The organism is Stutzerimonas kunmingensis (genome assembly GCF_021432085.1).
Taxonomy (GTDB): Bacteria; Pseudomonadota; Gammaproteobacteria; order Pseudomonadales; family Pseudomonadaceae; genus Stutzerimonas.
The window spans coordinates 3,445,688-3,459,792 of sequence record NZ_CP090366.1 but is presented as its reverse complement, the minus strand read 5'-3'; the positions used below and the strand labels follow the sequence as shown (position 1 = coordinate 3,459,792).

13 protein-coding genes are annotated in these 14,105 nt (G+C 62.3%); 10 read left to right on the top strand and 3 right to left on the bottom strand.

Translation table 11 applies throughout. The features are described from left to right. Nucleotides 1–17 precede the first annotated feature (17 nt). The 6 genes from LW136_RS16400 to LW136_RS16375 all read left to right on the top strand — a co-directional run bounded on the left by LW136_RS16400 (nt 18) and on the right by LW136_RS16375 (nt 8,746). Nucleotides 18–1,046, top strand: a complete 1,029-nt coding sequence (locus tag LW136_RS16400; protein WP_045666765.1) for an amino acid ABC transporter substrate-binding protein — start codon at nt 18–20, stop codon at nt 1,044–1,046. Between the two features lie 93 nt (nt 1,047–1,139). Next, nucleotides 1,140–2,324 (top strand): amino acid ABC transporter permease, encoded by a 1,185-nt coding sequence (locus LW136_RS16395; protein WP_044313811.1) that lies wholly within the window; start codon nt 1,140–1,142, stop codon nt 2,322–2,324. A gap of 4 nt (nt 2,325–2,328) precedes the next feature. Then, on the top strand, nt 2,329–3,426 hold the full coding sequence (locus LW136_RS16390; protein WP_014821252.1) for an amino acid ABC transporter permease: 1,098 nt from the start codon (nt 2,329–2,331) through the stop codon (nt 3,424–3,426). Nucleotides 3,427–3,435: 9 nt separating this feature from the next. After that, nucleotides 3,436–4,203: an amino acid ABC transporter ATP-binding protein gene (locus tag LW136_RS16385; protein WP_003303466.1), complete on the top strand. Its 768-nt coding sequence runs from the start codon at nt 3,436–3,438 to the stop codon at nt 4,201–4,203. A 125-nt stretch (nt 4,204–4,328) separates the two neighbouring features. Beyond that, complete coding sequence (purL, locus tag LW136_RS16380) at nt 4,329–8,225, top strand: phosphoribosylformylglycinamidine synthase (RefSeq protein WP_044313810.1); 3,897 nt, start codon at nt 4,329–4,331, stop codon at nt 8,223–8,225. A 203-nt stretch (nt 8,226–8,428) separates the two neighbouring features. Then, nucleotides 8,429–8,746, top strand: a complete 318-nt coding sequence (locus LW136_RS16375) for a YqfO family protein (RefSeq protein WP_041014753.1) — start codon at nt 8,429–8,431, stop codon at nt 8,744–8,746. Nucleotides 8,747–8,803: 57 nt separating this feature from the next. Here the strand turns inward: LW136_RS16375 and LW136_RS16370 are convergent, their stop codons facing one another. Both LW136_RS16370 and LW136_RS16365 read right to left on the bottom strand, forming a co-directional pair. Further along, nucleotides 8,804–9,307, bottom strand: coding sequence for a L,D-transpeptidase family protein (locus LW136_RS16370; protein ID WP_014821249.1), 504 nt, complete (start codon nt 9,305–9,307; stop codon nt 8,804–8,806). A gap of 58 nt (nt 9,308–9,365) precedes the next feature. Then, on the bottom strand, nt 9,366–9,932 hold the full coding sequence (locus tag LW136_RS16365; RefSeq protein ID WP_014821248.1) for an NUDIX hydrolase: 567 nt from the start codon (nt 9,930–9,932) through the stop codon (nt 9,366–9,368). A 218-nt stretch (nt 9,933–10,150) separates the two neighbouring features. Between LW136_RS16365 and LW136_RS16360 the strand changes: the two genes are divergently transcribed. The 4 genes from LW136_RS16360 (at nt 10,151) to purT (ending at nt 12,771) form a co-directional block, all read left to right on the top strand. Continuing rightward, the gene (locus tag LW136_RS16360) at nt 10,151–10,768 is read left to right on the top strand and encodes a CoA pyrophosphatase (protein WP_014821247.1); all 618 of its coding nucleotides are present in this window, start codon (nt 10,151–10,153) and stop codon (nt 10,766–10,768) included. 67 nt (nt 10,769–10,835) lie between these two features. Beyond that, complete coding sequence (locus tag LW136_RS16355) at nt 10,836–11,357, top strand: gamma carbonic anhydrase family protein (protein ID WP_234173201.1); 522 nt, start codon at nt 10,836–10,838, stop codon at nt 11,355–11,357. Continuing rightward, a complete protein-coding gene (locus tag LW136_RS16350) occupies nt 11,354–11,545 on the top strand; it encodes a DUF1289 domain-containing protein (RefSeq protein ID WP_014821245.1) in 192 nt (63 codons plus the stop codon). Before LW136_RS16355 ends, LW136_RS16350 begins: the two co-directional genes overlap by 4 nt. 44 nt (nt 11,546–11,589) lie before the next feature. Next, nucleotides 11,590–12,771 carry a formate-dependent phosphoribosylglycinamide formyltransferase gene (gene purT, locus LW136_RS16345; RefSeq protein WP_234173199.1) on the top strand — a complete coding sequence of 394 codons (1,182 nt, stop codon included), beginning with the start codon at nt 11,590–11,592 and terminating at the stop codon, nt 12,769–12,771. A 30-nt stretch (nt 12,772–12,801) separates the two neighbouring features. Here purT and LW136_RS16340 read toward each other — a convergent pair whose 3' ends face one another. After that, nucleotides 12,802–14,088 (bottom strand): HlyC/CorC family transporter, encoded by a 1,287-nt coding sequence (locus LW136_RS16340; RefSeq protein ID WP_014821243.1) that lies wholly within the window; start codon nt 14,086–14,088, stop codon nt 12,802–12,804. Between the last annotated feature and the right edge of the window lie 17 nt (nt 14,089–14,105).

The window sequence follows — 14,105 nt, the reverse complement described above, 5'->3', positions numbered from 1 at the left end:
GCAAACTGGAGGTTTCGATGATTAGGGTGAAATCCACACTGGCTGCGCTGGGTGCAGCGTCACTGCTGGGAATCAGCGGGCTGGCGCAAGCGGGGGCGACCCTCGATGCAGTGCAGAAGAAAGGATTCGTGCAGTGCGGTATCAGTGATGGCCTTCCGGGCTTTTCCTACGCCGATGCAAAGGGGCAATACCTGGGGATCGACGTGGATGTCTGTCGCGCGGTGGCCGCCGCCGTGTTCGGTGACGCCAGCAAGGTCAAGTACAGTCCGTTGACCGCCAAGGAGCGCTTCACCGCGCTGCAATCCGGTGAAGTGGACATGCTGTCGCGCAACACCACCTGGACCAGCTCGCGTGATGCGGCGATGGGCCTGAATTTCACCGGCGTGACCTATTACGACGGTCAAGGCTTTCTGGTGAACAAGGAGCTGGGTGTCAAAAGTGCCAAGGAGCTGGATGGCGCGACTGTCTGCATTCAGGCAGGCACGACTACCGAACTCAATCTCTCCGATTATTTCCGCGCCAACAACCTGAAGTACACCCCCATCACATACGACACCTCGGATGAAAGCGCCAAGTCACTGGAGTCGGGCCGCTGCGACGTGCTCACTTCCGACCAGTCGCAGCTCTACGCCCAGCGCATCAAGCTGGCAAAGCCTGATGACTACGTAGTGCTACCCGAAGTGATATCCAAGGAGCCCCTCGGCCCGGCGGTCCGCCAAGGCGATGAGGAATGGTTCGATATCGTGCGTTGGACCTTGTTCGCCATGCTCAACGCCGAGGAATTGGGCATCACTTCGGCAAACGTCGAAGAAAAGGCCAAGAGCACCAAGAACCCTGACGTCGCCCGCCTGCTGGGTGTGGAGGGGGAATATGGCAAGGATCTGAAGCTGCCGAAGGACTGGGCGGTGCAGATCGTCAAGCAGGTCGGTAACTATGGCGAGATCTTCGATCGAAACGTCGGCGCCGGCAGCGAGCTGAAGATCGAACGTGGCCTCAATGCCCTGTGGAACAACGGCGGCGTGCAGTACGCCCCGCCGGTACGTTGACCAAGCGGGGCCGGCTACACCGGCCCCGTTTTCCAAAGGGAGAAGTGCCGCCGGCGCGCACAACGCGCCGGCGGTGCGGTATGAGGACATTCGATGCGAACCATCGACAATCCTAGGCCGGCTGGCGGGTCGCTATTGACCGACCCTCGGGCACGCGCCTGGCTGTTTCAGATTCTGGCTGTAATCACCGTCGTAGCATTCGGCTGGTACCTTTTTCACAATACCCAGACCAACCTTGCCCATCGCGGCATTACCTCCGGCTTCGGTTTCCTCGAGAACGCCGCCGGCTTCGGCATATCCCAGCACCTGATCGACTACAGCGAGAGCGACACTTACGGTCGCGTCTTCTGGGTCGGGCTGCTCAATACGCTGTTGGTCAGCGTCATCGGGATATTTCTCGCAACGGTGATGGGGTTCATCCTCGGTGTGGGACGCCTCTCGAGCAACTGGCTGATCCGTCAATTGGCGACGCTCTACATCGAGATATTCCGCAATATCCCGCCGTTGCTGCTGATCTTCTTCGTCTACTTCGCTGTGATCAGCCCGTTGCCTGGGCCGCGCAACAGCCTGAGCCTATGGGATGCGGTGTTCGTCAACAACCGTGGCGTGCAGATGCCGGCACCCAGCGCCGCCGATGGCTTCTGGGCATTCTGGCTGGCGTTGCTCGTGGCGCTGGTGGCCGTGGTCTTGCTCAATCGCTGGGCTCGGGCGCGTCGGCATGCCACCGGGCAGATGTTTCCGGTGTTCTGGACCAGCCTTGGGTTGTTTCTGGCGATCCCGTGGCTGATGACCTTCATTGCAGGCGTACCTTTCACTTGGGAAGTGCCGGAGTTGCAGCGCTTCAACATTCGCGGTGGTTGGGTGGTGATCCCGGAGCTGGTTTCGATCGTGGTGGCGTTGTCGGTGTATACCGCGGCGTTCATCGGCGAAACCGTGCGTTCAGGCATTCAGTCGGTCAGCTATGGCCAGACCGAAGCCGCCGCTTCGCTTGGGTTGCGCCCAGGCCAGGTATTGCGGCTGGTGATCGTGCCGCAAGCGTTGCGGGTGATCGTGCCGCCGCTGACCAGCCAATACCTGAACCTGGCAAAGAACTCGTCGCTCGCTGCTGCTATCGGTTATCCGGACATGGTGTCGCTATTCGCCGGCACGGTGCTCAATCAGACCGGGCAGGCCATCGAAACCATGGCCATCACCATGAGTGTCTATCTGGCCATCAGCATCAGCATCTCGCTGCTGATGAACTGGTACAACAAGCGCATTGCGCTGATCGAGCGGTGAGCGCATGACCATCCATACCTTCAAGCCCGACCTGCCGCCACCGACGATCAGCATCGGTGCGCTCGGCTGGCTACGGGCCAATCTGTTTTCCAGCTGGATCAATACCCTGCTGACGCTGGTAGGGCTATACCTGCTCTGGCTGATTGTGCCGCCGGTACTCGAATGGGCCATCTTCAAGGCCGACTGGACCGGTGAAACCCGCGCCGACTGCAGCCGCGAAGGCGCCTGCTGGGTGTTCATTCAGACCCGGTTCGGCCAGTTCATGTACGGCTTCTATCCGACGGAGCTGCGCTGGCGAGTCGATGCGGCAGCCTGGCTGGCGATCATCGGTGCGGCGCCGCTGTTCCTGCGGCAGATGCCACACAAGTTGCGCTACGGGTTGGGCTATCTGCTGGTTTACCCGCTGCTAGCCTACTGGCTGCTGCATGGTGGCTTTCTCGGCCTGCAGACGGTGCCTACCAGTCAGTGGGGCGGGCTCATGCTGACCGTAGTGATCGCTGCCGTGGGCATTGCCGGTGCTTTGCCGCTGGGCATTCTGCTGGCATTGGGACGGCGCTCGGACATGCCGGCTATTCGCGTGCTCTGCGTGACCTTCATCGAGTTCTGGCGCGGCGTGCCGTTGATCACCGTGCTGTTCATGTCCTCGGTGATGCTGCCGCTGTTCCTGCCCGAAGGCATGAGCCTCGACAAGCTGCTGCGGGCAATGCTGATGGTGGTGTTCTTCGAGGCCGCCTACATCGCCGAGGTGGTACGTGGCGGTCTGCAGGCGATCCCCAAGGGGCAGTACGAGGCGGCGGCGGCCATGGGCCTGGGGTACTGGCGCAGCACGCTGCTGGTGATCCTGCCGCAGGCGCTGAAGCTGGTAATCCCAGGCATCGTCAACACCTTCATTGCCCTGTTCAAGGACACCAGCCTGGTGATCATCATCGGCCTGTTCGACTTCCTCAACAGCATCAAGCGCGCCACTGCGGATCCGGCCTGGCTAGGCATGTCCACCGAGGGTTACGTGTTCGCCGCGCTGGTGTACTGGATGTTCTGTTTCGGCATGTCCCGCTATTCGATGCGCCTGGAGCGCAAGCTGGACACCGGCCACAAGCATTAGGAGTGATATATGAGTGATTCAAACGCGCAGGCCGAGCAGAGCAGCGAGCCGGTCATCCGCATGCAGGGCGTGCACAAATGGTTCGGCCAGTTCCATGTACTCAAGGACATCAACCTCTCCGTGCGCCAGGGCGAGCGCATCGTGCTGTGCGGGCCTTCCGGCTCCGGCAAGTCCACCACCATTCGCTGCCTCAATCGCCTGGAGGAACACCAGCAGGGGCGCATCGTCATCAACGGCGTGGAGCTGACCAGCGACCTCAAGCAGATCGAGGCGATCCGCAGCGAAGTCGGCATGGTGTTCCAGCACTTCAACCTGTTCCCGCACCTGACCGTGTTGCAGAACTGCACCCTGGCGCCAATGTGGGTGCGCAAGCTGCCGCGACGGCAGGCCGAGGAAATCGCCATGCATTATCTGGAGCGCGTGCGCATCCCGGAGCAGGCCAACAAGTTTCCCGGCCAGCTCTCCGGCGGTCAGCAGCAGCGCGTGGCGATCGCCCGTGCGCTGTGCATGAAGCCGAAGATCATGCTGTTCGATGAGCCGACTTCGGCCCTCGACCCGGAAATGGTGAAGGAGGTGCTCGACACCATGGTCAGCCTCGCCGAAAGCGGCATGACCATGCTCTGCGTGACCCATGAGATGGGCTTCGCCCGCACCGTGGCGGATCGGGTGATCTTCATGGACAAGGGCGAGATCGTCGAACAGGCCGAGCCAGAGGTGTTCTTCACAAACCCGGTCAACGACAGGACCAAGCTGTTCCTCAGCCAGATCCTGCACTGATCCAAGCCGGGCCTGGCGTGCCGTCGGAACACGCGGCGCCTGGCTGTGTTCAGCCTTAGCCTCGGCCGCCGTCATGGGCTAGAATACGCGCCCCGACTGCTCCCCCCTCCGAGGCTGTTCCGACGATGTTGATCCTGCGCGGCGCTCCCGCTCTTTCCGCCTTCCGTCATGGCAAGCTCCTGGCACAACTGTCCGATAAGGTCCCCGCCGTCAGCGGGCTGTATGCCGAGTTCGCCCATTTCGCCGAGGTTTCCGGCACGCTCGGCGCGGATGAGCAGAACGTACTGACCCGCCTGCTGAAGTACGGCCCCAGTGTGCCGGTGCAGGAACCTGCCGGGCGGCTGTTCCTCGTGGTGCCTCGCTTCGGCACCATTTCGCCGTGGTCGAGCAAGGCCAGCGATATCGCCCACAACTGCGGGCTGGAGAAGGTCCAGCGGCTGGAGCGGGGTATCGCCTATTACGTGCAGGGCGAGTTTTCCGATAGCGATGCACAGCTGATTGCCGCAGCGCTTCACGACCGCATGACGCAAATGGTGCTCGATCGTTTCGAAGCAGCCGCCAACCTGTTCAGCCATGCCGAGCCCAAGCCGCTGACTGCCGTGGACATCCTCGGTGGCGGTCGCGCCGCGCTGGAAAAGGCCAACACCGACCTGGGCCTGGCCCTGGCCGAAGACGAAATCGATTATCTGGTCAGTGCCTTCCAGGGCCTCAAGCGCAACCCGCACGACATCGAACTGATGATGTTCGCGCAGGCCAACTCCGAGCACTGCCGCCACAAGATCTTCAACGCCAGCTGGGACATCGACGGCGAGAGCCAGGACAAGTCGCTGTTCGGCATGATCAAGAACACCTACCAGATGCACAGCGAGAACGTGCTGTCCGCTTACAAGGACAACGCGTCGGTCATCGTCGGCCACACCGCAGGGCGTTTCTTCCCCAATGCTGAAACCCGCCAATACGGCGCGGTGCAGGAGCCGGTGCACATCCTGATGAAGGTGGAAACCCACAACCACCCGACCGCGATCTCGCCGTTCTCGGGTGCTTCCACCGGTTCCGGTGGCGAGATTCGCGACGAGGGCGCCACCGGCCGCGGCGCCAAGCCAAAGGCCGGTCTGACCGGTTTCACCGTCTCCAACCTGAACATCCCCGGCTTCGAACAGCCGTGGGAACAGGCCTACGGCAAGCCGGAACGCATCGTCACGCCGCTGGACATCATGATTGAAGGCCCTCTGGGCGGCGCCGCGTTCAACAACGAGTTCGGCCGCCCGGCGCTGACTGGTTACTTCCGTACCTTCGAGCAGTCGATCAACACGCCGCGCGGCGACGAGGTGCGTGGTTATCACAAGCCGATCATGCTCGCTGGCGGCATGGGCAATATCCGTGAAGATCACGTGCAGAAGGCCGAGATCACCGTTGGCGCCAAGCTGATCGTGCTCGGCGGGCCGGCCATGCTGATCGGCCTGGGCGGCGGCGCCGCCTCCTCGGTCGCGACCGGTGCCAGCTCGGCCGATCTGGATTTCGCCTCGGTACAGCGCGAGAACCCGGAAATGGAACGCCGCTGCCAGGAAGTCATCGACCGCTGCTGGCAGCTGGGCGACGAGAACCCCATCGCCTTCATCCATGACGTCGGTGCCGGTGGCATTTCCAATGCCTTCCCGGAGCTGGTCAACGACGGTGGCCGCGGTGGCCGCTTCGAACTGCGCAACGTGCCTAACGACGAGCCGGGCATGGCCCCGCACGAGATCTGGAGCAACGAGTCCCAGGAGCGTTACGTGCTGGCCGTCAGTGCCGCCGATTTCGAGCGTTTCCAGGCTATCTGCGAACGTGAGCGCTGCCCGTTCGCGGTTGTCGGCGAGGCGACCGCAGAGCCACAGCTGACCGTCACCGACAGCCATTTCGGCAACACCCCGGTGGACATGCCGCTCGAAGTGCTACTCGGCAAGCCACCGCGCATGCACCGCAGCGCCAGCCGCGAAGCGGAGCTGGGCGATGACTTCGATGCGGCTACTGTCGATCTGAATGAGGCGGTCACCCGGGTGCTGCGCCACCCAGCGGTCGCCAGCAAGAGCTTCCTGATCACCATCGGCGACCGCAGTATCACCGGCCAGGTAGCGCGCGATCAGATGGTCGGTCCTTGGCAGGTGCCGGTCGCCGACTGCGCCGTCACGGCTACCAGCTACGACGTTTACACCGGCGAGGCCATGGCAATGGGCGAGCGTACGCCGCTGGCGCTGCTGGACGCTCCGGCGTCGGGTCGCATGGCCATCGGCGAAACGCTGACCAACCTGGCAGCGGCACGCATCGAGAAAATCTCCGACATCAAGCTGTCCGCCAACTGGATGGCCGCCGCCGGCCACCCCGGCGAAGACGCGCGGCTGTACGACACCGTGCGCGCCGTCGGCATGGAGCTGTGCCCGCAGCTGGGCCTGACCATCCCGGTGGGCAAGGACTCGATGTCAATGAAGACCCGTTGGTCGGAGGAGGGCGCCGAGAAAAGCGTGACCTCGCCGATGTCGCTGATCGTTTCCGGCTTCGCCCCGGTCACTGATATCCGCCAGACCCTGACCCCGCAGCTGCGCCTGGACAAGGGCGCAACGGACCTGATCCTGATCGATCTGGGACGCGGCCAGAACCGCATGGGCGCTTCGATCCTTGCGCAGGTGTATGGTCAGCTTGGTCGCCAGGCGCCCGACGTCGATGATGCCGAAGACCTGCAGGCGTTCTTCGCCGTGGTCCAGGGGCTGAACGCCGATGGTCTGCTACTGGCCTACCACGACCGGTCCGACGGTGGTCTGCTGACCACTGTGCTGGAAATGGCGTTTGCCGGTCACTGTGGCCTGAGTCTGAATCTCGATGGCCTGCTGGAGAGTGCCGCAGATGTCGCACCGATGCTCTTCAACGAGGAGCTTGGTGCGGTGATTCAGGTGCGTCAGGACGACACCGAGATCGTGCTGGCACAGTTCAGCGCAGCCGGTCTGGGTGACTGTGTCGCGGTCATCGGTCAGCCGGTCAACAATGGCCATGTGTCGATCAAGCACGGCGAAAACGAAGTCTTCGCCGGTGAGCGCCGCTTGCTGCAGCGCCAGTGGGCAGAAACCAGTTACCAGATCCAGCGTCTGCGCGATAACGCCGAGTGCGCCGATCAGGAGTTCGACGCGCTGCTCGAAGAGGACAACCTGGGTCTCAGTGCCAAGCTCAGCTTCGACGTGAACGAGGACATCGCGGCGCCCTACATCAAGCGTGGCGTTCGTCCACAGATTGCGGTGCTGCGCGAGCAGGGCGTCAATGGCCAGGTGGAGATGGCGGCGGCGTTCGACCGCGCCGGTTTCGCCGCGGTCGACGTGCACATGAGCGATATCCTTTCCGGGCGTGTCAGCCTTGAGGAGTTCAAGGGCCTGGTGGCCTGCGGTGGCTTCTCCTACGGCGACGTGCTCGGCGCCGGTGAAGGCTGGGCCAAGTCGATCCTGTTCAATGCGCGTGCACGGGATGGCTTCCAGGCCTTCTTCGAGCGCAAGGACAGCTTCGCTCTCGGCGTGTGCAATGGTTGCCAGATGATGAGCAACCTGCACGAGCTGATCCCGGGCACCGAGAATTGGCCGCACTTCGTGCGTAACCGCTCGGAGCAGTTTGAGGCGCGGGTGGCGATGGTTCAGATTCAGGATTCGCCATCGATCTTCCTGCAGGGCATGGCCGGCTCCCGTCTGCCGATCGCCATCGCCCACGGCGAAGGCCATGCGGAGTTCGAGAGCGAAGAGGCCATGCTGCAGGCAGATCTTTCCGGCACCGTGGCGTTGCGCTTCGTGGATAACCACGGCAAGGTCACCGAGCGTTACCCGGCCAACCCGAACGGCTCGCCGCGCGGTATCACCGGTCTCAGCAGCCGCGATGGCCGCGTGACCATCATGATGCCGCATCCGGAGCGGGTGTTCCGCGCCGTGACCAACTCCTGGCGCCCTGACGAGTGGCAGGAAGACGGCGGCTGGATGCGAATGTTCCGCAATGCGCGGGTCTGGGTCGACTGACCGACCGGGTCAATCTGGCCAATCCCGGGGAGCCCGTCGATAGCATATCGGCGGGCTTTTTCATTTGTGACAAAGGTCTATGAACCGGCAGCGCAAAGCGTCGTCTGAGCTATGACGCGCCGCACTATTCGGTGCGCACACGGATGGCAGAATGCCAGTTCGCTCGGCCGGTGGAGGTCGGGCTCATCTGCACGGAGAGGTCGATGTACAAGCTGTGTTTCTATGTTCCAGACAGTCATCTGGAGGCGGTCAAGAAAGCAGTATTCGCCGCCGGCGCTGGCCGCATAGGCGCATATGACAGTTGCTGCTGGCAGGTGCTGGGGCAAGGGCAATACCGCCCGTTGGAGGGTAGTCAGCCTTTTATCGGGCAGACGGGGCAGGTGCAGCACGTTCCCGAGTGGAAGGTCGAATTGGTTGTGGCGGACGAGCTGATTCACGACAGCGTGAAGGCAATGAAGAAGGCCCATCCGTATGAAACGCCTGCGTTCGACGTCTGGCGTTTGTCCGACATGCAGTTCTAGCCTAACGGGTCGGGGCAGTCCTGGCGGTTGCGGCGCCCCCGGCATTAATTCCTGACGTTACGGGCGAATCTCGATCAGCGTGCCATCCTTGACCAGCGCCCAGATCTCGCGCATGTCGCTGTTGCTCAGCGCGATGCAGCCCTCGGTCCAGTCCAGGGTGTGGAAGAACCACTCCGGATACTCCTCATCCAGTGGTGTGCCGTGCAGCATGATCATGCTTCCAGGAGCTACGCCTTCCTGCTGTGCGCGGGCCAGGTCACGCGCGTTGGGGTAGGAGATGTGCATCGACAGGTTGTACTTGTCGCTGGTCTTGCGCCAGTCGATCCAGTAGAAGCCTTCCGGCGTGCGCTTGTCGCCTTCGCGCAGCTTTGCGCCGTCGGGTTGTTTGCCCAGCGAAACGCGATAGCTCTTGAGTGTCTGGCCAGCGCTGACCAGATGGAGTTTGCGTTCCGACTTGATTACCAGGACTTTGTCGATGGGTGAACCGCCCAGGCTGGGCGTCGCATTGGCGTGGGAAAATGCGGTAAAGGTGAGGCAGAGCAGGGCGAGCAGCCAGCGCATCGAGGCTTTCCTTCGAACTTCATCAGACCTGTATGTGCCAGCCGGTCCGGCAGACACTTCAGTCTGCGCGGGCGTGGCCCTGCTGGCGGTTGCGATAGCTTGTCACGGCCTCGTTGCGCACCGGGAAGGTCTGCTGCACCCGGTCGGCGAAGAAGCATTCTAGGGTACGGCCGATGGTCGGAAAAGCCAGCTCGGACCAAGGGATGTCTTGCTGATGAAAGAGCTTCACTTCCAGGCTTTCGTCTCCGGCACAGAAGTCCAGATCGACGAGCTCAGCGCGGAAGAACATGTAGACCTGATTGATATGTGGCAGGTCGAACAGGGTATACAGCTGCAGGTCACGCACTCTGGCGCAGGCCTCTTCGAGTGTTTCGCGCTCTGCGGCCTGCTGCATGGTTTCGCCGTTCTCCATGAAGCCGGCCGGCAGGGTCCAATAGCCCCGGCGAGGTTCGATAGCACGTCGACAGAGCAGCACGCGATCATCCCAGACGGGTACGCAGCCGGCGACGATCCTCGGGTTCTGATAGTGCACCGTTTGGCAGCTGTCGCAGACGAAGCGCGGCCGGTTGTCGCCGTCCGGTACGCGGACCAGCACCGGATCGCCGCACTGGTTGCAGTATTTCATGGGCGCCTTCCTGATTGCTCCGGGAAATATTGGGCCGTTCACACGGATTCGGCAAGGCAGCCTCTGCGCCATTCGGGGTGGCTCTGACCCGCCTGGTTCGCAGTTGTAACATTGATATCGCATCGAGGCGTTGGAGCTTCTCGTTTGGCGCTCTCCGGGCCTTGGGCGGCTCCGCCTTTCATGCCATGATGCCGATCAAAGACGAAACGAGAAAATACATGCTGGACACAATACTCCACCGGGTGCGCGCTCATTCCCCGCATCTTCTGGAGCCGGAAGGCCGCCTGCCCGAGGCGGCCGTGTTGATGCCAATCACCCGCAGCGAGTCGCCGGAGCTGGTGCTGACGCTCCGCGCCGCCGGTCTTTCCACCCATGGTGGAGAAGTGGCGTTCCCCGGCGGTCGACGCGATCCGGAAGACCGCGATCTACTGCACACCGCGCTGCGTGAGGCCGAGGAAGAGGTAGGCCTGGCGCCAGGCATGGTCGAGGTCGTCGGCCCGCTCAGCAGCCTGGTGTCGGTGCATGGCATCCACGTCACGCCTTACGTCGGTCTGGTTCCGGACTATGTCGAGTACCGCGCCAACGATGCCGAAATCGCCTCCGTGTTTTCTGTGCCGCTGGAATTCTTCTGCGAGGATCCGCGCGAGGTCACGCACCGCATCGATTACCAGGGACAGAGCTGGTACATCCCGTCCTACCGCTATGGCGAATACCAGATTTGGGGCCTGACCGCGATCATGATCGTCGAGCTGGTCAATGTCATATACGACGCCGGCATCGAAATGCGCCGCGCGCCTGCCGCATTCATTGATCTGTCCGGGCGGCGCGAGCCCTGAGCTGCAACGTCGCAGGGTCGAGCGGCATTCCTGTGGCCTGAGTACAACTGACAAGAAGAGGTGTGTCGTGAAATACCGTCTGGGAGAGTCGCGGGTCGAAGCGCATCCGCAAAGCTGGGTAGCCCCCAATGCCACGCTGGTCGGCAAGATCAGGCTGGATGCGGGTGCAAGCGTCTGGTTTGGCGCCGTTCTGCGTGGTGACAACGAGTTGATCCACATCGGTGAGAACAGCAACGTGCAAGACGGCAGCGTGATGCACACCGATATGGGGCATCCGTTGACCCTGGGTACCGGCGTCACGGTCGGCCACAACGCCATGTTGCACGGTTGCACGGTCGGTGATTACAGCCTGATCGGCATCAATGCGGTGGTGCTCAACGGGGCGAAGATCGGCAAGCACTGCATCATTGGCGCCAACACCCTGATTGCCGAGGGCAAGCAAATTCCCGATGGCTCACTGGTGGTCGGCTCGCCGGGCAAAGTGGTGCGTGAGCTGAGCGATGAGCAGAAGAAGATGCTCGAAGCCAGCGCCGCTCACTACGTGCATAACGCTCAGCGCTACGCGCGTGAGCTGGAGCGCGATGAGTGAACGCGCAGGAAAAGCCGGTCGCCTCGCCCTGCGTCAGTCTCTGCGCTCTGGATGAGGATGACCTGTGCGTCGGTTGCCAGCGCAGCGCGGATGAGATCCGGCGCTGGGGGTTGATGAGCAACGAGGAGCGGCGCGAGGTGCTTCAACGCTGCAGCGAGCGACTTCGCCTCAGTGGCCAGCTGATGTAGGCGCGTGCCGGGTTCGATTGTATTTCCAGAGTCGCGAGGATTCCATGCCAAGAATAGGTACACCATTGTCTTCCAGCGCTACGCGCGTCCTGCTCTGTGGCTGCGGCGAGCTTGGCAAGGAGTTGGTTATTGAGCTGCAGCGGCTTGGCGTGGAAGTCATAGCGGTCGACCGCTACGCCAATGCACCAGCCATGCAGGTGGCGCACCGCAGCCACGTGGTCGACATGCTCGACGGTGCTGCGCTGCGAGCGGTGATCGAGCAGGAGCGACCGCATTACATCGTGCCGGAGATTGAGGCCATCGCCACCGCTACCCTGGTCGAGCTGGAGGGCGAAGGCTACACCGTGATACCCACGGCCCGGGCCGCGCAGCTGACGATGAATCGCGAGGGCATTCGCCGCCTGGCCGCAGAGGAGTTGGGCTTGCCGACTTCACCCTATCGCTTCGCGGATTCGCTGGAAGAGTGTCGCTCGGCGGCGATGGCGCTGGGCTTTCCCTGTCTAGTCAAGCCGGTGATGAGCTCGTCCGGCAAGGGGCAGTCGGTGTTGCGCAGCGAAGCCGATATCGATGCGGCCTGGGATTATGCGCAGGCCGGTGGTCGCGCAGGTCGCGGGCGGGTCATCGTCGAAGGCTTTATCGACTTCGATTACGAAATCACCTTGCTGACGGTGCGCCACGCGGGTGGCACGAGCTTCTGCGAGCCGGTCGGCCATCGCCAGGAGAAGGGCGACTATCAGGAGTCGTGGCAGCCGCAGCCGATGGCGCCGACCGCGATGGTTGAGGCGAAGCGCATTGCACTGGCGGTCACTGAGGCGCTTGGTGGGCGGGGCATCTTTGGCGTCGAGTTGTTCGTCAAAGGCGATCAGGTCTGGTTCTGCGAAATCTCCCCGCGTCCTCACGATACCGGCCTTGTGACACTGGTTTCGCAGGACCTGTCCGAGTTCGCGCTGCATGCGCGGGCCATTCTCGGCCTGCCGATTCCGTGCATCCGCCAGATGGGCTCTGCGGCTTCCGCGGTGATTCTGGTAGAAGGTGAATCCACCGAAGTGAGCTTCGGCAATCTCGCTGCTGCGCTTGCAGAACCGGATACCGCGCTGCGTCTGTTCGGCAAGCCCGGTGTAAGCGGCCAACGGCGCATGGGTGTCGCGCTGGCGCGGGACGTATCCATCGATGCGGCGAGAGAAAAGGCGTTGCGTGCAGCAGCTGCGGTGAAAGTGGAGCTGTGAGGGTGGCGGGCTGGCTTGCTGCCGGCCCGATTACTCGGGTTGCTGCTCGTCCGAGGATGTGTCGTCGATGGTCCAGGCGCGTACGCTTTTCACGCGGTTATCGGCCGCTTGCAGGATTTCCAGCCGGTAGTTGCCGATCTGCAAGCAGATGCCGCTATCCGGCATGTGCTCAAGGGCCTCGGTGATGAGGCCGTTGAGCGTCTTGGGGCCGTCGCAAGGCAACTTCCACCCGAGGGCCCGGTTTACCTCACGAATGTAGGCGGCGCCATCGATCACCAGCGTGCCGTCGTCCTGCGGGTGAATATCCGGGCTGCGCAGTACGTCCTGATTGCTGAACTCGCCGACGATCTCTTCGAGGATGTCCTCAAGCGTGACGATGCCGCGGACGTCGCCGTATTCGTCGACCACGATGCCGATCCGTCGCTTCTGCTTCTGGAAGTTCAGCAGCTGGGTGGAAAGCGGAGTATTTTCCGGTACGAAATAGGGTTCGTTACAGGCTTCGAGTAGGCTTTCCTTGGTTAGCTGGTCATGACTGAGCAGGCGGGCAATCTGTCGCATATGGACAATGCCTTCGATCTGGTTGATGTCGTTGCGAAACACCGGCAGGCGAGTATGTGGCGTGGTGCGCAGCTGACCGATGATTGATTCCAGATCGTCATCGAGATCGATCCCGGTAACCTCGTTGCGCGGAATCATGATGTCGTCGACAGTGACCCGCTCCAGGTCGAGAATGCCGAGCAGCATGCTCTGGCGATTCAGCGGCAGGTCGGTGCCGGATTCGCGTACGACGCTGCGTAGCTCCTCGGTGGACAGGCTGTCGTTGCCCTTGTTGGACAGGTCGACGCCAAGCAGCTTGAGCAGTCCGTTGCTTACCCAGCCGAGCATGGCAACCAGAGGATAAAGCACCTTCTGCAACAGCTTCAGCGGCAGGCTGACCGGGTAGGCGACAATCTCCGGGCGTAGTGCGGCCAGGGTTTTCGGCGTGATTTCGCCGAAGATCAGCAAGATGATGGTCAGGCCGATGGTGGCAATCGCGATCCCTGCTTCGCCCCATAGCTGCATCGCGAGCACGGTGGCGATGGATGAGGCCAGGATGTTGACGAAGTTGTTGCCAACCAGAATGGTGCCCAGCAGGCGGTCAGGATGGGCCAGCAGTTCGCTGGCGCGCTGCGCGCCTCGATGCCCTTCCTTGGCCTGATGCCTGAGGCGGTAGCGGTTGAGGCTGAGCATGCCGGTTTCGGAGCTGGAGAAGAATGCCGAGCACAGCAGCAGAAAGACCAGCAGTCCGACCAGAAAGCCGGGGTGTAGATTTTCCACGGGTTAGCCTGTTTGCG

Bases quoted from the DNA above. Each gene is read 5' to 3' on its own strand.
- LW136_RS16400 (WP_045666765.1), top strand. From the start codon at position 18: ATGATTAGGGTGAAATCCACACTGGCTGCGCTGGGTGCAGCGTCACTG.
- LW136_RS16395 (WP_044313811.1), top strand. From the start codon at position 1,140: ATGCGAACCATCGACAATCCTAGGCCGGCTGGCGGGTCGCTATTGACC.
- LW136_RS16390 (WP_014821252.1), top strand. From the start codon at position 2,329: ATGACCATCCATACCTTCAAGCCCGACCTGCCGCCACCGACGATCAGC.
- LW136_RS16385 (WP_003303466.1), top strand. From the start codon at position 3,436: ATGAGTGATTCAAACGCGCAGGCCGAGCAGAGCAGCGAGCCGGTCATC.
- purL (WP_044313810.1), top strand. From the start codon at position 4,329: ATGTTGATCCTGCGCGGCGCTCCCGCTCTTTCCGCCTTCCGTCATGGC.
- LW136_RS16375 (WP_041014753.1), top strand. From the start codon at position 8,429: ATGTACAAGCTGTGTTTCTATGTTCCAGACAGTCATCTGGAGGCGGTC.
- LW136_RS16370 (WP_014821249.1), bottom strand. From the start codon at position 9,307: ATGCGCTGGCTGCTCGCCCTGCTCTGCCTCACCTTTACCGCATTTTCC.
- LW136_RS16365 (WP_014821248.1), bottom strand. From the start codon at position 9,932: ATGAAATACTGCAACCAGTGCGGCGATCCGGTGCTGGTCCGCGTACCG.
- LW136_RS16360 (WP_014821247.1), top strand. From the start codon at position 10,151: ATGCTGGACACAATACTCCACCGGGTGCGCGCTCATTCCCCGCATCTT.
- purT (WP_234173199.1), top strand. From the start codon at position 11,590: ATGCCAAGAATAGGTACACCATTGTCTTCCAGCGCTACGCGCGTCCTG.